The sequence below is a fragment of the Plantactinospora mayteni genome, from assembly GCF_016862935.1.
Classification (GTDB): domain Bacteria; phylum Actinomycetota; class Actinomycetes; order Mycobacteriales; family Micromonosporaceae; genus Plantactinospora; species Plantactinospora mayteni.
The window spans coordinates 1-18493 of record NZ_BONX01000074.1 but is presented as its reverse complement, the minus strand read 5'-3'; the positions used below and the strand labels follow the sequence as shown (position 1 = coordinate 18493).

The 18493-nt window shown below is 69.9% G+C and carries 16 protein-coding genes; 5 read left to right on the top strand and 11 right to left on the bottom strand.

What is annotated here, in order from left to right:
* Positions 1-13 precede the first annotated feature (13 nt).
* The 3 genes from Pma05_RS40160 to Pma05_RS40150 all read right to left on the bottom strand — a co-directional run bounded on the left by Pma05_RS40160 (position 14) and on the right by Pma05_RS40150 (position 4575).
* Complete coding sequence (locus tag Pma05_RS40160) at positions 14-274, bottom strand: hypothetical protein (protein ID WP_239314134.1); 261 nt, start codon at positions 272-274, stop codon at positions 14-16.
* Positions 271-633: a DUF2089 domain-containing protein gene (locus Pma05_RS40155; RefSeq protein WP_203862786.1), complete on the bottom strand. Its 363-nt coding sequence runs from the start codon at positions 631-633 to the stop codon at positions 271-273. The genes Pma05_RS40160 and Pma05_RS40155 overlap by 4 nt, the downstream gene beginning before the upstream one ends.
* Positions 634-837: 204 nt before the next feature.
* Positions 838-4575 (bottom strand): purple acid phosphatase family protein, encoded by a 3738-nt coding sequence (locus Pma05_RS40150; RefSeq protein WP_203862785.1) that lies wholly within the window; start codon positions 4573-4575, stop codon positions 838-840.
* Positions 4576-4972: 397 nt separating this feature from the next.
* Here Pma05_RS40150 and Pma05_RS40145 point away from each other — a divergent pair, with 397 nt between their 5' ends.
* Positions 4973-5677, top strand: coding sequence for a VOC family protein (locus Pma05_RS40145; protein WP_203862784.1), 705 nt, complete (start codon positions 4973-4975; stop codon positions 5675-5677).
* A 154-nt stretch (positions 5678-5831) separates the two neighbouring features.
* On the opposite strand, the gene Pma05_RS40140 is transcribed toward Pma05_RS40145, so the two are convergent.
* The 3 genes from Pma05_RS40140 to Pma05_RS40130 are packed head-to-tail and all read right to left on the bottom strand — an operon-like array spanning position 5832 to position 8673.
* Complete coding sequence (locus Pma05_RS40140) at positions 5832-6542, bottom strand: alpha/beta fold hydrolase (protein WP_239314132.1); 711 nt, start codon at positions 6540-6542, stop codon at positions 5832-5834.
* Positions 6543-6548: 6 nt separating this feature from the next.
* Positions 6549-7823, bottom strand: a complete 1275-nt coding sequence (locus Pma05_RS40135) for an MFS transporter (RefSeq protein ID WP_203862783.1) — start codon at positions 7821-7823, stop codon at positions 6549-6551.
* Between the two features lie 10 nt (positions 7824-7833).
* Positions 7834-8673 (bottom strand): alpha/beta fold hydrolase, encoded by an 840-nt coding sequence (locus Pma05_RS40130; protein WP_239314130.1) that lies wholly within the window; start codon positions 8671-8673, stop codon positions 7834-7836.
* Between the two features lie 414 nt (positions 8674-9087).
* On the opposite strand from Pma05_RS40130, the gene Pma05_RS40125 reads away from it, so the two are divergent.
* The gene (locus tag Pma05_RS40125; RefSeq protein ID WP_203862782.1) at positions 9088-9594 is read left to right on the top strand and encodes a monooxygenase family protein; all 507 of its coding nucleotides are present in this window, start codon (positions 9088-9090) and stop codon (positions 9592-9594) included.
* 57 nt (positions 9595-9651) lie between these two features.
* Here the strand turns inward: Pma05_RS40125 and Pma05_RS40120 are convergent, their stop codons facing one another.
* From Pma05_RS40120 to Pma05_RS40105, 4 genes are all read right to left on the bottom strand, one after another.
* Positions 9652-10056, bottom strand: coding sequence for a hypothetical protein (locus tag Pma05_RS40120; protein WP_203862781.1), 405 nt, complete (start codon positions 10054-10056; stop codon positions 9652-9654).
* Between the two features lie 197 nt (positions 10057-10253).
* Positions 10254-11432: an ABC transporter permease gene (locus Pma05_RS40115; RefSeq protein WP_203862780.1), complete on the bottom strand. Its 1179-nt coding sequence runs from the start codon at positions 11430-11432 to the stop codon at positions 10254-10256.
* Complete coding sequence (locus Pma05_RS40110) at positions 11429-12070, bottom strand: ABC transporter ATP-binding protein (RefSeq protein ID WP_203862813.1); 642 nt, start codon at positions 12068-12070, stop codon at positions 11429-11431. Before Pma05_RS40110 ends, Pma05_RS40115 begins: the two co-directional genes overlap by 4 nt.
* A gap of 26 nt (positions 12071-12096) precedes the next feature.
* Entirely contained in the window at positions 12097-13293 is a 1197-nt protein-coding gene (locus Pma05_RS40105) for an efflux RND transporter periplasmic adaptor subunit (protein WP_203862779.1), read from the bottom strand.
* A gap of 100 nt (positions 13294-13393) precedes the next feature.
* Between Pma05_RS40105 and Pma05_RS40100 the strand changes: the two genes are divergently transcribed.
* Complete coding sequence (locus tag Pma05_RS40100) at positions 13394-14068, top strand: response regulator (RefSeq protein WP_203862778.1); 675 nt, start codon at positions 13394-13396, stop codon at positions 14066-14068.
* Positions 14068-15870, top strand: coding sequence for a HAMP domain-containing sensor histidine kinase (locus Pma05_RS40095; RefSeq protein WP_203862812.1), 1803 nt, complete (start codon positions 14068-14070; stop codon positions 15868-15870). The genes Pma05_RS40100 and Pma05_RS40095 overlap by 1 nt, the downstream gene beginning before the upstream one ends.
* Positions 15871-16014: 144 nt before the next feature.
* On the opposite strand, the gene Pma05_RS40090 is transcribed toward Pma05_RS40095, so the two are convergent.
* Positions 16015-16815, bottom strand: coding sequence for a helix-turn-helix domain-containing protein (locus Pma05_RS40090; RefSeq protein ID WP_203862777.1), 801 nt, complete (start codon positions 16813-16815; stop codon positions 16015-16017).
* Between the two features lie 158 nt (positions 16816-16973).
* Between Pma05_RS40090 and Pma05_RS40085 the strand changes: the two genes are divergently transcribed.
* Positions 16974-18413, top strand: a complete 1440-nt coding sequence (locus Pma05_RS40085) for an MFS transporter (RefSeq protein ID WP_203862776.1) — start codon at positions 16974-16976, stop codon at positions 18411-18413.
* The last annotated feature ends 80 nt before the right edge of the window (positions 18414-18493 follow it).

Sequence of the window (18493 nt, the reverse complement as noted above, 5' to 3'; positions counted from 1 at the left end):
CTCCCCCTCCGACTTATCTGACGCTTACCAGCACGGCCATTCGGCCCTGCTCGATCTCGAACCGGGCGCCGGGCAGCGCCCACAGCAGTCGCCCGGCCCCGCGCAGCGCACCCACCGGACTCACCCCGAAGATGAGGCAGGCGACCACTCCGCCCAGCACGGCGAGCAGCAGCAGCGGTGACAGCAGGAGCACGACCGGCAGTACGGGGACGTACACCCGCAGCCAGCGGCCGTCGTGACGGCGTTGGCGATACGTCACCAGGTGCGGGATCATCTGGACCCCTCCAACTCAGCGAGGGCCTGCTGCACGCTGATCTCCCCCCGCCGCAGCCGGTCGACGACGTCGGCGCCGCTGGGCGCCGGGTCGGTGTCGACGAAGTCGAGCTGCTCGGCGATCCGGTTCAGCCGAGACTTGATCGTCGGGTAACTCACCCCGAAGATCCGCTCCATCTCCTTGATCGAACCGTGCGACCGCACGAACGCGGCGACGAACACCTGGTCGTCGATGCTGAGCTGAGCCAGCTGCGGCGGCTCGAACTGACCCTCGATCACGACGCCGTTGCCGACGAGGCGGACCCGCTCGACCACGAACGACCGCCCGTGCGTCAGGTCCGTCAGTTCCTGCCAGTCCACCCTCGGCTCCCTCACTCTCGGCGACTGCCCACCATTCATTTTTACCTTGATTTTTTTAAGCCGGCAACGCCCGAACCTTAATTTCTTTGATTCGATCTTGGTTGCCCCTGGTCCGCCATCTCTCGCGCACCCTGCCGCTCGACGTCCGGCGGGCCGGGGCCACCTACCGCCTGGCTGACGTAGGCGGCCCCGGATCCTGCGGTGTTACGGACAGGCGGCGGTCACCTGAGCGAGCGCGGCCGCGTGGGTGGTCTGCGCCGTCGCCAGCGTGGCCTCGGTCTCCTCGAGCTGGACCTTGGCCTTCGTGACCTTCTCCTCGGCCTGCTTGATGGCCTGGGCCGGTTTCCCGCTCACCACGGCCCTCTCGAACTTGGCCTCGGCGTCCTGGACCTTCGCCCGGGCCTTCTGGACGGCCTCGTCGGCCTTGTCCACGCCCCGTGCTGCCGCGTCAGCCTGCTTCCGGGCGGCGAGGCAGGCCGGCGACGGGTCGCCGGGACCTTGGGGTGCTTCGACGACGAAGGACCTGATGATGCCGTGGCGGCCTCCGTGGGTCAGCGCGGCCCAGACGATGCCTCCTTCGGGGAGGGCGATCGGCTCGGTGTAGGCGACGCCGGCCTGGAGGTCGCCCGGCCCCGCGGCGCCGGGCTCGGTCACGACATAGGTGATCGTGTACGCCGGGTCGGTCACCGCGAGCCCGGTACCGGCCTTGCTGAGCGTGACGACCTTGTCCGCGACCGTCCCGGCGACCTCGCTACCACGGAAGTCGTGGATCGCCGCGCCGCCACCGGTACCGCCGGTGATCACCGTGCTGCCGTTCAGCACGTACTCACTGCGGTAGAGCGCGGTGTTGGTGTTGGTGATCGCGCTGTCGGTGATCGTGAACAGTGGGCCCGCGTTGTAGGCGTAGATGGTGCGGGCGCCCTTGCCGCTGACGGCGGACCGGTCGACCGTGACGGTCGGGCCGGAGCCCTCGGTGACGATGACGCCCTGCGAGCCGGACATGGTGGCGTCCGACCGGATCGTCGCGTCTTCGACCGCGAGGTGACCCTTGTTGCGCACCATGAGAAACGCCGCCAGCGCGGTGCTGTCGGCACTCTGCGCGATCGTCAGGTTCGGACCGACCGTGAGCTGCGCATCGTCCACGTTGAAGTAGACGTTGCCGGTCGCGGTGAGCGTGGTCGGCGCGTCCGCGGTGAGGCGGATCTTGCCGGCGTCGACCTGGATCGCCCCGCCCTGGTCATCGGCGACGAGGTCGTCGGTGATCCAGATCGTCTCCTCGCCGCTGCCGATCTCGGCGATGCGGAAGCGAAGCTCCTCGATGCTCGCGGCCCGGAACTGCTTCTCCGTCACGAGCGGGTTGAGGAACGTGATCGCGGTGGTCAGGTCGGCGACGGCGGCGTCGGCCCTGGTCTGCGACGCGTACGGGTCGTCCAGCACGGCGCCGGCGCGGACTACGGTCGCCGCGAGGAACTGGTAGCTGTACGGCGTGTAGCCGGCCGGTTTCGGGGCGTTCCCGCCGGTCACCGTAGCCAACAGGGCCGCCAGGGCCGCCTTGTTGGTGAAGGGCAGCGTGTTGACCTGACCGGACAGGCCGGCGAGCTGCGGGTAGGCGACGGCCGAGCTGGTGGCCGGCTGCCACGCCCAAACCGTCCCGAAGTCCCAGCCGAGACCCTGGTAGGTCTCCTGGCCGGTGAGGCCATCCTGGGTGAGTTCGCTGATGCCGCGCTGCGCGACCTTCGTGCCGGTCAGCGGCACGTCGGCCCACACGACGTTGTCGGCCACCTTCGCCTCGGCGACCGCGGCGGCGAAGAGCTTGCCGGCGGTGGCTCCGGTGACGGCGCGGTTCGCCGCGACGAGGCCGCGCAACACGGCGTCGGCGGACCGTACGTGGCCGACCGCGCCACCGGCGTCCCCGGTGGTGATCACCGCGCCGGCCGCGAGACTGCGCTCGACGGTCGACGCGCCGATGATCTCACCGACCAGGCCCGCCGTGGTGGCTTCGCCGTCGAGGTTCACCGTCGCGTACGAGTCCGTCACGGAGCCACCGTCGAGCACGCCGACCAGGCCGCCCGCGGTGTCCCGGGCACCGTCCACGCTGCCGGCGACGAACACCCGGTCCAGGGTGCCGCCGTCGACCACCCCGGCGACGCCGCCGACCGGGCCTTCGGTGTCGCGGTAGTCCACGTCGACGAGTCCCAGGTCGCGGACCACACCGCCCGTACCGAGCCGGCCCACGAAACCCGTGGGCGAAGGCTCGTCATCGAGCTCCCAGCCCTGGTCGTACCCGAGGTGGAGACCGTTGATCGAGTGGCCCCCGCCGTCGAAGGTTCCGGTGAAGCCCGGGCCGACCTCCTCGGCGTTCACGGCCGGCAGACCCAGCGGGCGGAACCCGCGCAGGTGTTGCAGGTCGATGTCCCTGGTCAGCACGTAGTGACCGTCCAGCGGTAGCTGCCCGAACCCGTCACCGAGGTTGTTGCTCAGATACCTCAACTGCTGGGGCGTGCTGATCTGGTAGGTGCCCTCGACCAGGGGCGGGAAGTCCTTGTCGAGTACGGGCTCGGGGGAGGCCGGCGGCACCCAGCTCTCCAGCGAGGAGGGCAGGGACCGGGTGATCTCGAAGGTGTCGTTGACGCTGTAGCCGCCGGTCCGGGGATCGCGGCTGGTGGAGGTGATCGCGATCCGTTCCGGGGAGACCGAGACGGTCTGGTAGCTGGCTTCCTGGTTGTCCTTGTAGACCGCGGTGTAGTCGCCCGCGATCTCCGGGTTCCAGGTGTAGCCCTGCCCGTCGCCCGCCGCGGCACCGGTGAGGTACGGCGTGCCCGCACCATCCCCGGCGACCAGGTCGTCCTTCATCGGGTGGGTGCGCAGGTACATGCCGTCGTGGCCGGAGATCGACAGGTCGATGCCGGCCTGGTCGAACGCCCGGGTGATCTCGAGGTAGTTCGACGGGTGGTTACGCCGACCCAGGTAGGGGCCGTGGTGGTAGGCCGCGATCTTCCACTTCGCGTCCGACGCCTGCACGACCGTCTTCAACCAGTCGAGCTGCGGCCGCAACTCGGACAGCTTCAGCTGGTCGAAGTGGTTGAGCACCACGAACAGGGCATCGCCGTACTCGAAGTAGTAGGCGGTGTTGCGCAGTGTCCTGGCCTCCTCGCCGACCGCGGTCGGCAGACCGCCGGCGGCACCGAAGTAGGCCGGGCCGTTCGGGGGGATGTTGGTACGAGCCGCGAAATTCGTGAAGTACGGGTCGGGCGACTCCCAGTCGAGGTAGCCGTCGCCGGGATTGCCCTCGTACTCGTGGTTGCCGATCGTGAAGTACGTCGGGATGCTCGCCGTCCGGGGCTCCAGCGCCTTGAAGAAGCCGTCCCACTCCTGGGACTTGTAGCTGTGGTTGACCAGGTCACCGGTGAACAGCATGAACGCCGGGTCGGGTACCTCGCCGAAGGCCCGATCCATCGCCGGGACCATCGTCTCGACGTAGCCCTCGTAGTCGTTCATCTGCGGGTCCGTGTACCAGTGGAAGGAAAACTCTTCCACCGCCGCCGCACGGGTGGTGAACGAGGCGACCTCGCTGACCAGCGAGCCGCCGTCGCCGACCCGGTAGACGTACTCCGTGCCCGGAGCCAGTCCGTCGACCTCGACCTTGTGGCCGTTGATCGGCTGGCTGGTGGCCACGTTGATGTCGGCCCGCTCCCAGCGGCCCTCGACGCGCTGGTCGAGCCGACCGGTCGCGTCGTACGACGCCTTGGTCGCGTATTCCAGTACCGACCTGGTGACGTCGGGGTCGGTCACCCACGCGAACCGCATCGACACCGGTCCGGATCCGTCCGGGCCGTACAGCATCGAGATCTGCGACGGGACGTCGGTCGCGGGGAAGGGGCTTTCGGCCGCAGCAGCATGGGGCTGGGCAACGAACGCCGTCGTGGAGAGGGTGAGCGCCATCGAAATGGCCGCTCCCCACCCTATGAATTTGCGCCTCGATCGAGGGACACGCACGGTTCAACTCTCCCTTGCACAGTAAACGAGCGTCTCAATACACTCGTCAATATGTGCGTCCACCGCCAAGCCGGGCCGGCGGGCACGCCACCCCACACCATCGCGGCCCTACCGCACCGTAGGCGGCACCGAAAGGTGAACAGCCGATGTCCAACCCTGCAACGGAAAGGCGGATTCCTTGTGTCCACAAGGGATGTAACAAATCCGTCGGGTTTTTCGCTGTTCGCAGAATGCCCTCCGTCGTCTCGACCGTTCGGCAGCGCTGCTCCCGCTCATCGGAGTCACGTACGCCCTGCTCGGAAATGCCTTTGTTGTCTTGCGGGCCCGCGTCTACCGTGTGGTGATGCTTTCGCGACTGCTGGCGGTGACCTTCGACGCGTACGACCCGGCTCGGCTGGCGCGGTTCTGGGCCGGTCTGCTCGGCCGGGAGGTCGTCGAGGAAGCCGGTGATGCGTTCCTGCCCGGCGACGAGACCCAGCTCGGCCTCCGGTTCGTCCCGAGTGACGCGGCGAAGGTGGGGCTGAACTGGATACACCTCCACCTGACCAGCACCAGCCTCGCCGACCAGCAGCACACGGTGGCGACGGCGCTGGGGCTCGGCGCCAGCCACCTCGACGTCGGCCAGCGCCCCGAGGAGGGACATATCGTCCTGGCCGACCCCGAGGGCAACGAGTTCTGCGTGATCGAGCCGGGCAACGCCTTCCTCGCCGGGTGTGGCCTGCTCGGGGAACTCGCCTGCGACGGCACCCGGGAGGTCGGCCTCTTCTGGAGCGAGGCGCTGGGCTGGCCGCTGGTGTGGGACCAGGACCAGGAGACCGCGATCCAGTCACCGCACGGCGGCACGAAGGTCGCGTGGGGAGGCCCGCCGGTGGCCCCGAAAGAGGTACGGAACCGGCAGCGCTTCGACCTCGTCCCGGTCGGTGGCGACCAGCCGGCGGAGGTCGACCGGCTGCTCTCCCTCGGGGCCACGCGGCTCGAGGTCGGTGAGGACGGCGCCGTCGTGCTGGCCGATCCCGACGGCAACGAGTTCTGTGTGAAGGGGAACTGACCACAGCGCGGCCGGGTTGCCCAGTCCGGTACGCCGCCCGGTCCCGGAGCGACCGGGACTCCGACGTCGCTGGGCGACTGCGGGTTCCCACAGAACCCGGGCCAGACGAACTCCTACCACCAACCGCCCGCATAGACCCTTCTCAAACACTCACTTACGCATACTCGGTCGCCGCCTTGTCGATGAGGGCCACCGTGGTGGCCGGGTGTGAGACGAACACGAGGTGCGAGGCGCCTTCGACCACTTCGACGGTGGCGCCCGAGCGCCGGGCCATGAACTCCTGCGCCGCCGGCGGGATGATCCGGTCCCCGCCGCTGATCAGGTGGTAGTTCGGGATGGTGTGCCAGGCCTGCGGCCCGGAGGCTGGCTCGCCGAGGGCGGCGGCGGTGGCCGGGCGCTGCGTGATCGCCAGGATCTCGGCTTCCCCGGTCGGCAGGTCGGCCGCGAAGTGCGCGTGGAACACCCGCGGGTCGATGTAGAGGTCGACCTGGCCACCCGGCAGCCGCACTGGTTTCAAGGACTCGCCCACGGTGCTGCCGGGATACTTCTCGACCAGCGCCTGTACGCTCTCGCCCGTCTCCGGCACGAACGCCGCCAGGTAGACCAGTGCCTTTACGTTCGCGTTTCCGAGGGCAGCCGCGGAGATAACCGCACCGCCGTAGGAGTGTCCGACCAGCACGATCGGCCCCTCGATGCTGTCCAGCAGCGCCCGCACCTGCTCCGTGTCGAAGGCGAGCCCTCGCAGCGGATTCGGTGCGGCGGCCACCGGATAGCCAGCGGCGACCAGCCGCTCAGCGACCGGGCGGAACCCGCTTCCGCCAGCGAAGGCGCCGTGCACCAGCACGATAGTCGGCTTCCGGCTCACGATTGATCAACCTTTCGTTTCGACGAAATGAGAAACGGGCCTCGCAACGGCAGGAAGTTGTACGGGCCGGGCGAGGGCGACGGTCAGGATGTACAGCAGCAGGCCAGCGGTGGTGAGGATGGCGCCGGCCCAGACGGTGGACAGGGTGCCCCAGCCGGCGTCGAGGGTGATCGCGCCGCCGATCGCGCCGAGCGAGTTGGCCAGATTGAGGGCGGCGAGGTTGAGCGCGCCCATCAGGGTCGGGGCGTCCGGGGCGAAGGTGGTCAGCCGGACCTGGATGGTGGGGATCGCGAGCATCATGGTCGCGCCGACGCCGAACAGGCACGGCAGCAGGATGACCAGATCGCTGCCGGCCACACCGATCAGCGCCAGGACCGCCAGGACCCCGCCGTAACCCCAGATCAGACCGCGGTGTTCGTACCGGTCGGCGACGCGTCCGCCGAGGGTGTTGCCGACCGCCATGCCGATGCCGAACACAGCGAGCGCGATCGGGATGAGTGTCGCGTCCCTCCCCGCGGCGTCGGTGACGAACGGGCCGATGAACGTGTAAACGGCGAAGATGCTCGAGATGCCGAGCGCCGCGACGGCGACCATCAGCCAGACGTTGACCCGGCGCAGCGCGCCCAGTTCGTTGGTGATGGAGCTGCCGCGCAGGTCGTCGGTGCGTGGCAGCCAGGCCACCAGGGCGGTGCCGGCGAGCAGCCCGACGGCGACCACGGTCCAGTACATGACGCTCCAGCCGGCGTGCTGGCCGATGAAGGTGCCCAGCGGCGACCCGAAGATGGTGGCGACGGTGAGCCCGCCCATCACGGTGGCGAACGCCTTGCCGCCCTTGCCCGGCCCGTACACATAAGCGGCGACCACGGCGCCGGCGCCGAAGAACGCGCCCTGCACGCTGCCTGCGACGAACCGGAAGACGACCAGCAGCGCGATGTTCGGAGCCAGCGCGGAAAGCCCGTTGCCCACCAGGAACAGCAGAATGAGGCCGAGGAGCAGGGTGCGCCGGTTGACCCGGGCGGCGAGCAGAGTGATGGCCGGAGAGCCGACCATCACCCCGACGGCGTACGCGGTGATCGCGTACGTCGCGACCGGGATCGACACGTCCAGGTCGGACGCGAACAGCTGGATGATGCCGTTGCTGCCGAACTCGCCGGTGCCGATCGCGAAGGTGCCCAGCGCCAGCGCGAACAGGGTCAGCTTCGGCTTGCCGATAGCCGACTTCGCGGACGTGTGCCGCTGCTCCTCCGCGGTGCACTGGCGTTCGTATGCGCGCTGATGCATCATCTCGTCCTCAGCAGGCAGCGCGCATGATGAGCTCGGCTGTCGCGGCGGGCTGGGAAATCATCGCGACGTGCGAGGCGGCGACCTCGACGGTGCGTGCGCCGGCCCGCCGCGCCATGAACCGCTGCGCCGCGGCGGGCAGCACGTTGTCGTCGCGGGCCACGAGGTACCAGGAAGGAGTCGTCTTCCAGGCCGGCACGCCTGACGGCTCCTGCAACGTGCGCAGGTCAGCCGGTCGCTGACCGGCCCACATCAGATCGGTGGTCGCCCTGGGGACGTCTCCGGCGAATACGTCTCGGAAGACCGCCTTCTTGATGTATCCATCGACGCCCGCACCGTGCGGACGGAAGTCCAGCGCCGTCTCGCTGAGCATGCTTCCCGGGTACGTGGTCTGCAAGCCCAGCAGCGTCTCACCCTGATCCGCCGCGAAGGCGGCCACGTAGACCAGCGCCTTGACGTTGCTGTTGCCGGTCGCGGCGTTTGTCACGACGAGGCCGCCGTAGGAGTGTGCGGCGAGCACCAGCGGGCCGCCGATGGTGGCCAGGACGCTGGCCAGATAGGCGGAGTCGGCGGCCACCCCGCGCAGCGGGTTCGCCGGTGCGATGACCGGGTAGCCGGCGCGGATGAGCCGCCCGGCGACGGCGTTCCAGCCCGAGGCGTCCGCGAACGCGCCGTGTACCAGTACCACGGTGGGTTTTTGCATGCCGCCGCGCCCTGAGTGTGCCTGCGCGGCGGGCGCTCCGAGCGCGGCGCCGGCTGCGGCTGCGGCCGATCCGGCCAGCAGTGTACGGCGAGTGGTCGTCATCGGTGTGGACCCCTTCGGCTTCAGTTCGTTGACCAGCCGACTCACCGTACGAACGCCTACTTGACAGGCACTGAACAAGGCCATGCCCGCACCGGGCCGGTGAATCCAGAACAAATTCCGTTCTCGTCAAGTGGGTGGACCTACGTTGCGGGAATGAGGTCGAAGAAAAGGGAGTCCGTCCGGAAGTGGGGTCCACGGGTCCCCGTCCTCTGCTGGCCGTCCAGAGGGACGCCAGTTCGTGCGCGATCCGCCGCCGGTCGGCGCGGTCACACCGAGCGGCCCGGCGTTTGACGGTCGGCGCGGTCGCGCCGACCGGCCCGGCGTTGGCCCAGGTGACTACCGCGGCGGTGCCCCGCCTGCCCTGGTGTACTACTGCCGCCGCCCCTACCCCAGGCCATCCATCGAAGCCGAGTCCGGACGGCGGCGGCCGGACAACGGCAGACCATTGAGGAGTTCGCGATGCCAACCAGAGTGAACCGTCAGACCGTCGATCTGTCCGCCTACCCTGACCTCCTGGTCCTCTACCTCGGCATGCGGGTGAACCACCTTTACGGGATCCGGACATTCTTCAGCTTCGGCCGGAAGATCAGTCAATCGGTCGCGGACAAACCCGACGGACTGCTGCTGCACGAGCCCGTGTACTACTCGTTCTTCCCGATGAACATGGGCATGCGCCAGTACTGGCGCGACCTGCCCTCACTACTCGCCTTCGCCCGCTCCGAGCCACACCGGCAGTGGTGGCTGAACTTCCTCCAGGACTCCGGCGGCACCGGGTTCTGGCACGAGACGTACTCGCTACGGGGCGGCATGGAGGCCGTCTACGACGACGTGCCCAAACCGCTCGGCTTCGGGAGGTTCGCCGGGCTCCAGCGCGCCCATGGACCCATGTTCGGCTCCGCAGCCCGCCTGGGACGCTCCGACAGCGGCAGCCCGGCCATCTCCGAGACGGAACTCTATGGATCCTGACCAGCCGGGTCGCGGAACCTTCTCCGTGCGATCGTCACCAACAAGTGTGACAACAGGTCAGCCGTTGCCGTAGGTGGCGATGGCCTCGCTGAACGCCTCGCGTTCGCAGGTGGCCTGGTCCGCGTCGGCGCGGGCGAACTCCTCGGTGCTGGAGTAGGCAATCCGGGGGCCCTCCGGGTCGACACGTGCCTGGTAGCCCTTCTCCTTCAGGCAGTTGACGGCGTCGCGTAGACGGTCGGCGAAGTCGGGGTCGCTGCGCCGTTCCCGGTCCATCCAGCTCTCCGGCTGCTTCACCGCACACTTGTCGGCCGCCGGCCGGTACTGCCCGTACAGGTCACCGTCCGGTTTGCCGTAGTTGCCGGCCGCGTCCTTGTTCATCGGCACGCCGGCGTCTTCCAGGCACTTGCCCCAGCCGTTCCAGAGCAGCCGGATGTCTTCCTCGGTGGCGTCCGGCCGGATCACCGGGCGCTCCTCCCCCGAGGCTGTGGGCGCGCCGCCGGTCGTGGCGACACCGGGCGTCTGAAGCGTGACCACTTCGGGTGAGGAGGTGTCCGCCTGTCCGCAGGCGGCGAGCGTGCCGACTACCGCAACAACTACTGCGATACGCGCAAATACCTTCATAGGTGATGATCCTTCTCGAAGAGTGTGTGAAACCTGTGTCACGCGGAGGCGAGCGCCTCGACCGGGGTGAGCCGGGCTGCCCGCGAAGCTGGGTAGACACCGGCCAGGACACCGACCAGCAGGGCACCGCCGAGCCCGGTCGCGGTCGCGGACGCCGGGATCACCACCAGCCAGCCTTGGTGCACCGCCCATCCGGCCCCGGCCAGCACGCCCAACGTGGTGCCCGCGACACCGCCGAGCGCTGCCAGCGCCACCGACTCGGTGAGAAACTGGGCTCGGATGTGCCAGCGGCTGGCGCCGAGCGCGCGACGCAGGCCGATCTCACCGCGGCGCTCCAGCACGGACACCACCATGGTGTTCGCCACCCCGACGCCGCCGACCAGCAGTGCCACCGCGGCCAGGCCCAGAAACAGCCCCGCGTACGTGTTCTCCGTGGCCCGCTTCGCGGTCAGCGCTTCCGACGGCCGGGTTATCTGCACGTTCGCCGGACTCTGCGGGTTGATGGTGGCAGGTAGTACGGCCCGCACGTCCTCGATGGCCGGCTCGTGCGCCCGGATGTACAGCACGGTCGGGTGCCCGTCGAAGCCGGTGAAGGCCCGGGCGGACTCCCAGCCGATCAGCGCCGACCGGTCGATGTCCGGTGACAGCGGCGTGGCCGCCAGGATGCCGACGACGGTAAACCAGTGATCGCCGATGCGCACCTGCGGCCCGCCCTCCGGCACGGCCGGGTCGGTGATGCCGAGCCGGGTCGCGGCGACCGCGCCGAGAACGACGGCCGGGAACCGGGCGGTCGCCTCGGTCAGCCACGACCCGCGGTCGACGCGCGCTTCCAGGACGTGCGGCAGGTTCAGGTACGCGGTCAGGACGGTCAGCCCGGCTCCGTCACCGGGATCGGAGCGGTCGGAACGGCGTATCACGGTGTGGGTGTTCGCCACGGCACTCACGGCGGTCACCGGGCCGATGCGCTCCACCATGGACACCGACTCCTCCGGCAGCGGCACCTGGGCCGCCTGTCCTGCGGGGGCGGTGGCCTGCAGCATGTTCGTGCCGAGAGCGGAGAGCTCCCGCGTCAGCGTGGCGCTGCTCGACGCCGGGATGCAGGTGACCACGACCATGGTGGCGATGCCGATCGCGATCCCGAGCGCGGAAAGCGCGGCGCGGGCCGGGCGGGTCCGCAGGCCGAGCAGGCCCAATCCGAGCAGGTCGATCGGGCTCATGCGGCGGTGTCCGAGACGAGCCGGCCGTCGCGGATCCCGACGCACCGGGGCATCGACGCCGCGATCTCCCGGTCGTGCGTGATCACCGCGATCGTGGTGCCCTCGGCATGCAGGCGGCGCAGCAGCGCGAGTACGGCCCGACCGTTCCGGGTGTCCAGCGCACCGGTCGGCTCGTCCGCCAGCACCAGTGCCGGGTCGTTGGCGAGCGCCCGGGCGATCGCCACCCGCTGCCGTTCGCCGCCGGAGAGCTGGTGCGGGCGGTGCCCGGCCCGATGCGACAGGCCGACGCGGGCGATCGCGGACAGCGCCATCGCGTGCCGCCGGCGCCGGGGCACGCCCGCATAGAGCAGCCCGACCGCCACATTCTCTGCCGCGGTCAGGCCGTCGGTGAGGTGGAAGCGCTGGAAGACGAAGCCGAGGCGGCGCGCGCGCAGCCGGGACAGCCGGGCATCGGACAGCCCGGCGACGTCCTGGTTGTCGATGAGCACGGTACCGGTGGTCGGGCGGTCGAGCGTGCCCATGATGTTGAGCAGCGTCGACTTGCCCGACCCGGACGGGCCCACGATCGCGAGTAGCTCACCGCCGCCGATGCGCAGGGACACATCGTCAAGGGCGACAATCCCGCCGGCGTACGTCATGCCGGCGCGGCGGACCTCGATGACGCTCACGAGGACGTCACCACCAGCGCACCCTCGGCCAGGCCGTCGCCGGAGACCTCGACCAGTCCGCCGGCGAAGATGCCGACCTGCACGGCGATCAGCGGCCCATCCGCGAGTTGCACCGCATACCCGCCCTCGCGCAGGGCCAGCAGCGCGCCGACCCGCACCGCCAGTACACCGGCACGGGTCTGCGCGTTCAGATCCACGGTCACGTCGGCGCGGTCGAGCCCGTCGGCCGCGGCCGGGTCCTTGGTGACCACGGTGACGGCGATCTTCTGCTCCCCCGCCCCGTCCGGCGGTGTGGTGGTGCCGGCACCGACCGCGGAAACGTGGCCGGCCGCGGCCGTACCGTCCGGCAGATTGACGACGACCTGGTCGCCGCGGCGGATCGAGGAGGCGCGGACAGGCTCGGCCAGCAACGTGATCACCTTGCCGGTGGCGGTGACGGTGAGCAGCGCGGACGCGGCCGGGTCGCCGGTCTGCGCGGTGACCGAGTCGACCCGGACCGCGCCGCCCTGGACGGCAACGTCCCCGGCCGCGATCGTGCCGGTCTCGGGCAGGCCGGTGGCACGCTGCCAGAGGCGCACGGCCTTCTGCAGCTCCGCGGTGTAGACACCCTCGCCGTCTCGAACCTTCACCGGGGCTCCGCCCGCGCTCGGCTGCGGGGAGACCTTCTCACCCGTGTCCGGCTGGTGTCGGACCCGGTAGCCAAGCGCGTTCAGGTTCTCGGCGACGATCTTCACGTCCCGGCCGATCATGCCCACCGTGTCCAGCGTGCGGTAGAGCGGCAGCGGGCCGTAAAAGAGCGGGACGGGCATGTCATCAACCCGGAAGAGTTGCTGCCCGCGCTCGATCCTGGCGCCGGCGGCCGGCAACCAGGTGACCGTGCCCTCACGGGCGCTCTTCACGGTCCGGGGCGGACCGAAGCCGATGGCGCCCGGCAGTTGGTCGCGCGCGGACAGGTCGGTCCGCACGATCGGCTGCGTCGCCACCGCCGCCGTCTCCTCCCCCGGCCCAACCGGGGCCGAGGGCCGGCCGGTAAGCCAGTAGACGCCCACTGCGGCGACCAGCGCCAACGCGGTCACCGCGGCAGCGAGCACGCCGCGGCGCACCCCCGGAGGTCGGTGGTTTCCGGATGGTGGGTCGGAGACGGCGGGCATCACGGCCGTCTCCTCGTCGTTGACTCGGCGAACGTCTGGCATGTCCGCCGATGATGGGCACGGACTGTGTGGAACCCGTGCGGGTCACGGTGTGAGTTTGATCGAGGATCAACCGGGCGGTAACGGCCTAGAATCCGCCCCCATGTGCGCGAATGTGCTCGTCGCCGAGGATGACCCGCGGCAGGCGGAAGTGCTCCGCCGCTACCTGGAGGCCGAAGGGCACCGGGCAGTCGTCGTGACTGACGGCAACCAAGCGGTCGACCGGCTCCGGGCCGGAGACATCGACCTGGTGATGCTGGACGTACTGATGCCCGCGCTCGACGGCCTCACCGCCTGCCGGATGATCAGGGCCCGGTCCGACGTGCCGGTCCTCATGCTGACCGCGCGAGACGCCGAGGACGACGTGTTGCTCGGGCTGGACACCGGCGCCGACGACTACGTGACGAAACCGTACAGCCCGCGGCAGCTGATGGCCCGGGTACGCACACTGCTGCGGCGGGTTCCGGTCGACCCCGGCAACGTCCGGCGGGTCGGTGCGCTCACCGTCCATCTGGACCGATACCTGGTCATGCTGGACGGGCGCGAGATCGTCTGCACGCCCGGCGAGTTCGGCATCCTGGCCGCGCTGGCGGACGCGCCCGGACGGGTGTTCAGCCGTACCCAGCTGCTGCGGCAGACGGCCGGCCTGGAGCGCGAGTCGACCGAGCGGACCATCGACTCGCATGTGAAGAACGTGCGCAAGAAGATCGAGGACGATCCGCGGCGGCCCACCCGGCTGCTGACCGTGTACGGCGCCGGCTACAAGCTGGTCGCGTGATGGTCCCCTGGCGGCGCAGCCTGGTCGTCCGGCTGCTCGCCACCTCGATCCTGATCGCGGTCTGCGCCATCGCGGCCACCGCCTGGCTCGCGGTGCAGACGACCACCCGCACGCTACGCCAGGAGCAGGGCCAGGTACTGGCCGACGACCGCGCTCTGTACGACCTGCTGATCGCGCTTGCCGCCACCAACACCACCTGGGACGGCGCGGAGCAGGTGCTCCGGCATGGCCCCACCGGCCGGCGGATCACGCTGATGACCGAGGGCGGGACCCTGATCGCGGAGACGTCGCCCGGCCCGTCACTGCGCGGGGCACGGCCGTCCGCGCTGATCGACCCGCTCAACGTCGAGCTGAGCATCTCGGCCGGCAGCGCGCGGATCGACCCACGCGCGGTCGGGCCCTACCGGCTGACCGACGCGGAGATCACCCATCTGCACAAACCGGTCGACGCGGAGCTGCAATGCATGCGCGCTGCCGGGATTGAAGCCGAGAAGGTCACACTGCCCAGCGGGCGGCCGGCCGTGCGCGGCGGCGATCCCGGCCACTGCGCGGTCTTCGACGGTGTCACGACGACCGAGGCCGGGCCGCTGCGCGAGCTGACCTCGGCGACCGCGCGCTGCGCCGGGCTGCCGGCCGGCAACGACGAGATCTGGTTCAGCCCGGAGGACTTCGCCTTCACCGCCGCCGCTCCCGAGGCCGGGCAGCGGCTGCGCGAATGCGCGTTCCAGACCCGGCAGGCACAGCTGCGCCCGTACGTGGCACCGGCCGCGCTGCTGTTCGTCACCGATCCGGCATCGGCCACGCCACCACCCGCGTTCGACCTCTCCCCCGGCAACACGGCCCGAATCGTCGCAGTGACCGCGGCCGTGCTGGCCGCCGCCGTGCTGATGACGATCGTGGCCGGGCGACGGCTGGTCCGGCCACTGACCCGGCTCACCAAGGCCGCGGCCCGCACCGGCGGGTTTCCGGTTGTCGCGGTCGACCGTCGGGACGAGATCGGCCACCTCGCCGCCGCGCTGAACGACCTCGACGCCCGCCGGCTCGCGGTGGAGCGGCGGCGGCGCGAGATGGTCGGCGACGTCGCGCACGAGCTGCGCACGCCGCTGACCAACATCCGCAGCTGGCTGGAGGCGGCCCAGGACGGGCTGGCCCTGATCGATCGGACCCTGGTCGACCTGCTCCTGGAGGAGGCGGTGCTGCTGCAGCGGGTCATCGACGACCTACGCGACCTTGCCGCCGCGGACGCCGGCGACCTGCGGCTGCACCCGGTCGCCTGCGACGTGCACGAGGTGCTGAGACAGGTCGCCGATTCTCATCGCGGAACGGCCGCGCACTCCGGGGTCACGCTGTCGCTTCCGGACGGGCCGCCGGCGCACGTCGTGGCCGATCCGGACCGGCTGCGGCAGATCATCGGGAATCTCGTCTCCAACGCCATCCGGCACACTCCCCCGGGCGGTGTCGTCACGCTGCGGCCCGTCCCACACGGCGTTGAAGTGGAGGACACCGGAACGGGTATCACGCCTGAGGATCTGCCTCGTGTTTTCGACCGATTCTGGCGAATCGACGCCTCCCGCAGCCGTACCACTGGCGGCAGCGGACTCGGACTGACCATCGCCCGAAAGCTGGCGCAAGCCCACGCCGGGCATCTCAGGGTGAGCAGCACGCCCGGTGCCGGCACGGTGTTCACCTTGACGCTTCCACCCACAGACAGCAGCAGGCGGACACTCGTCGCACGAGCACGGTCCGACCACAGGGGACAAGACAAGCCTTACCGGGACGGCGATCAGATTGCAGAGCAGTGACAAGGTCGTCCAGCGCCTCCCGGACCGGCAAACACGGTACCGGCCAAGGCGGCGAAGTGCCGGCTACTCGGGCCTACCGCCCGCAAGTGATCGCGGCGGGACACCGTGCTCTCCCGCTCCCCAAGGCCCGAACCCTCGCGGTGGTCATTCATGGTCGGTGCTCGTAGCAGCTGCCCCGAACGATGCGTCGCCATTGAGGTAGCGGCCTGGAGAAGTGCCGACGGTGCGCCGGAACGCAACGAGGAAGGCGCTCGGTGTCGCGTATCCCACGGTGTGCGCGACCCGGGAAACAGGCTGGCCCTCAGCGAGGAGGGGAAGCGCGGCACGCAGCCGCACATGGGTGCGCCAGCGGTCGAAGTTCATGCCGGTGTCGTGGACGAACAGCCGGGTCAGGGTGCGTCGGCTCACCCCGACAACCCGTGCGTGTGCGTCAAGACTCCGGGAATCCGCAGGGTTGGCGAGCAGCGCGTCGGCCACCGCGCGGACGCGCTCGTCGGCGGGATCCGGCACATCGATGGGGGTGGCCGGCAAGGGGCGCAGGAGGTCCAACACGACCGCCTCGGCCCGTAGCCGTGCGTCATCGGAAAGGTTGTCGCGGCTCAGGTAGACGATCAGGTGGGCCAGCAGCCCATCGACGCCGACCGGAGTGGGATCCGTCCAGTCCTGATCGCATCGGTCAGGCTCGAAGTAGAGGCTGCACAGCACCGCGCCGCGGGTCGCGCCGGTCCGGTGGACAACCTTCGCGGGCAGCCACAACGCCCGTGTGCGCGGCAGTACCCAGTAGGCGTCGTCGATAGCGACGCCGAGCACCCCGCGCCGCGCCCAGGCCAACTGGTGTTGCGGGTGACTGTGCGGGACGAACCACTGGCCAGAGGCCAACGGAAAGCTCCCAACGACGATTGCGCCCACCCCGGTCGGGGCGGCACACACGACGGCGTCGGTCATGCTCCCGAGCCTATGTCCTCAATGCGATACGACATGGCCTTGTAGCGCATCGCGGCCAGCACGGCGGGTGCATAGCGTCGTCTCATGCCGATTAGTCATCCGCGCCACCGGCGCCACCGCAGTGCGAACGGCCCGCTTACGAGGGCAGGACGCTCGGCATGACGTCGATATCAACCACGGCCAGTGCCGAGGCCGTTGGGCGCCGTGGACCGGCCCTGGTGGTGCTGTGCTTCGTGCAGTTCATGCTCGTCCTGGACGACACCGTGGTGAGTGTCGCGCTCCCCAGCATGCGCGACGACCTCGGCTTCAGCACCGCGGGCCTGGCCTGGGTCGTCAACGCCTACTTCCTCGCCTTCGGCGGGCTGTTGCTACTGTTCGGCCGCATGGCCGACCTGCTGGGCCGCAGGCGCGTCTTCCTGACCGGTGTGGCGCTGTTCGGTGCGGCGAGCCTGGTCTGCGGGCTCTCACAGGAGCCCTGGCAACTGGTGGCCGGGCGGTTCGTCCAGGGCGCGGGCGCGGCCATGGCCAGCCCGGCATCGCTGGCACTGATCACACTGCTGTTCCCCAGTACCGAGCAGCGCGCCAAGGCATTTGGCATCTGGGGAGGCATCGCGGCTTTGGGCGGCACGATGGGCCTGGCGATCTCCGGCGCGTTGACCGGCCTCGCGTCCTGGCGTTGGATCTTCCTGATCAACCTGCCGGTAGCCCTGGCGGCCGTCGTGCTGCTCCCGCGCCTGGTCCCCGAGAGCCGGGCCGGGCAGGCGGCACGCCTCGACGTACCCGGTGCGGTGCTGGGCACTGGTGCCCTTGTGTCCCTGGTCTACGGACTGCTCCAGACCGGTGAGTCGAGCTGGGGGGACACGGCCGCTGTTGGACCCCTGGTTCTCGGCGTGCTCCTGGCCGTCGCCTTCGTCGCGGTCGAGGTACGAACTGCCGAGCCACTGGTGCCGCTGCCGTTCCTGTCCTTCCGGATCCGCGCCGTCGCCAATGGAGCCACCCTGCTGTTCTCTGCCGCCATGTACGCGATGGCCTTCCTGTTGATGGTGCATCTGCAGACCGTGCTGGGCTACCGCCCGCTCGCGGCCGGCCTCGCCTACCTGCCCTACGGTGCCGGCATCCTGGCGGGCATGTGGCTCTCCTCCCGGGCGGTGATCAGGCTCGGCGTGCGCCCAGCCCTCGTCATGTCGTTCCTGATCACCGCAGCCGGGCTGCTGCTGCTGTCCGGCGTGACATCGAGCGACGGCTACGCTTCCGGAGTACTGCCCGGCATGCTCGTCACGAGCCTCGGGTGCGGACTGAGTCTGCCTGCCCTGACCGTCGCGGCACTCACAGGCACCACCGACGACAACGCCGGGCTCGGCTCGGCCGTCCTGAACTCTGTCCAACAAATCGGAGGCGCTGTGGGGGTGGCGGTGCTTGTCGCTATGGCCACACGCCACGGCGACGCGCCGACCGTGCAGAACGACCCCCTGCACGCCGCGACGGAAGGCTTCTCACTCGCGCTCACCGTCGCTGCCGCCCTCCTCGCGCTCGGCGCTGTCCTCATAGCCACCGCGCTCGGACAAAATCAGCGCGCAGAAGATGCGCTCGACGTCTGAAAAGCTCCGGCCAACCACGGGAACCCTACATAGCCACCACATGGTTCGGACAACCTCTTGATGTCGTTGAGGATGGCGGC

Coding starts and splice junctions, on each gene's coding strand:
- Pma05_RS40090 (WP_203862777.1), bottom strand. CDS start 16,815: ATGACCGACGCCGTCGTGTGTGCCGCCCCGACCGGGGTGGGCGCAATC.
- Pma05_RS40135 (WP_203862783.1), bottom strand. CDS start 7,823: ATGCATCAGCGCGCATACGAACGCCAGTGCACCGCGGAGGAGCAGCGG.
- Pma05_RS40160 (WP_239314134.1), bottom strand. CDS start 274: ATGATCCCGCACCTGGTGACGTATCGCCAACGCCGTCACGACGGCCGC.
- Pma05_RS40115 (WP_203862780.1), bottom strand. CDS start 11,432: ATGAGCCCGATCGACCTGCTCGGATTGGGCCTGCTCGGCCTGCGGACC.
- Pma05_RS40105 (WP_203862779.1), bottom strand. CDS start 13,293: ATGCCAGACGTTCGCCGAGTCAACGACGAGGAGACGGCCGTGATGCCC.
- Pma05_RS40085 (WP_203862776.1), top strand. CDS start 16,974: ATGACGTCGATATCAACCACGGCCAGTGCCGAGGCCGTTGGGCGCCGT.
- Pma05_RS40100 (WP_203862778.1), top strand. CDS start 13,394: ATGTGCGCGAATGTGCTCGTCGCCGAGGATGACCCGCGGCAGGCGGAA.
- Pma05_RS40110 (WP_203862813.1), bottom strand. CDS start 12,070: ATGACGTACGCCGGCGGGATTGTCGCCCTTGACGATGTGTCCCTGCGC.
- Pma05_RS40095 (WP_203862812.1), top strand. CDS start 14,068: ATGGTCCCCTGGCGGCGCAGCCTGGTCGTCCGGCTGCTCGCCACCTCG.
- Pma05_RS40125 (WP_203862782.1), top strand. CDS start 9,088: ATGCCAACCAGAGTGAACCGTCAGACCGTCGATCTGTCCGCCTACCCT.
- Pma05_RS40145 (WP_203862784.1), top strand. CDS start 4,973: ATGCTTTCGCGACTGCTGGCGGTGACCTTCGACGCGTACGACCCGGCT.
- Pma05_RS40150 (WP_203862785.1), bottom strand. CDS start 4,575: ATGGCGCTCACCCTCTCCACGACGGCGTTCGTTGCCCAGCCCCATGCT.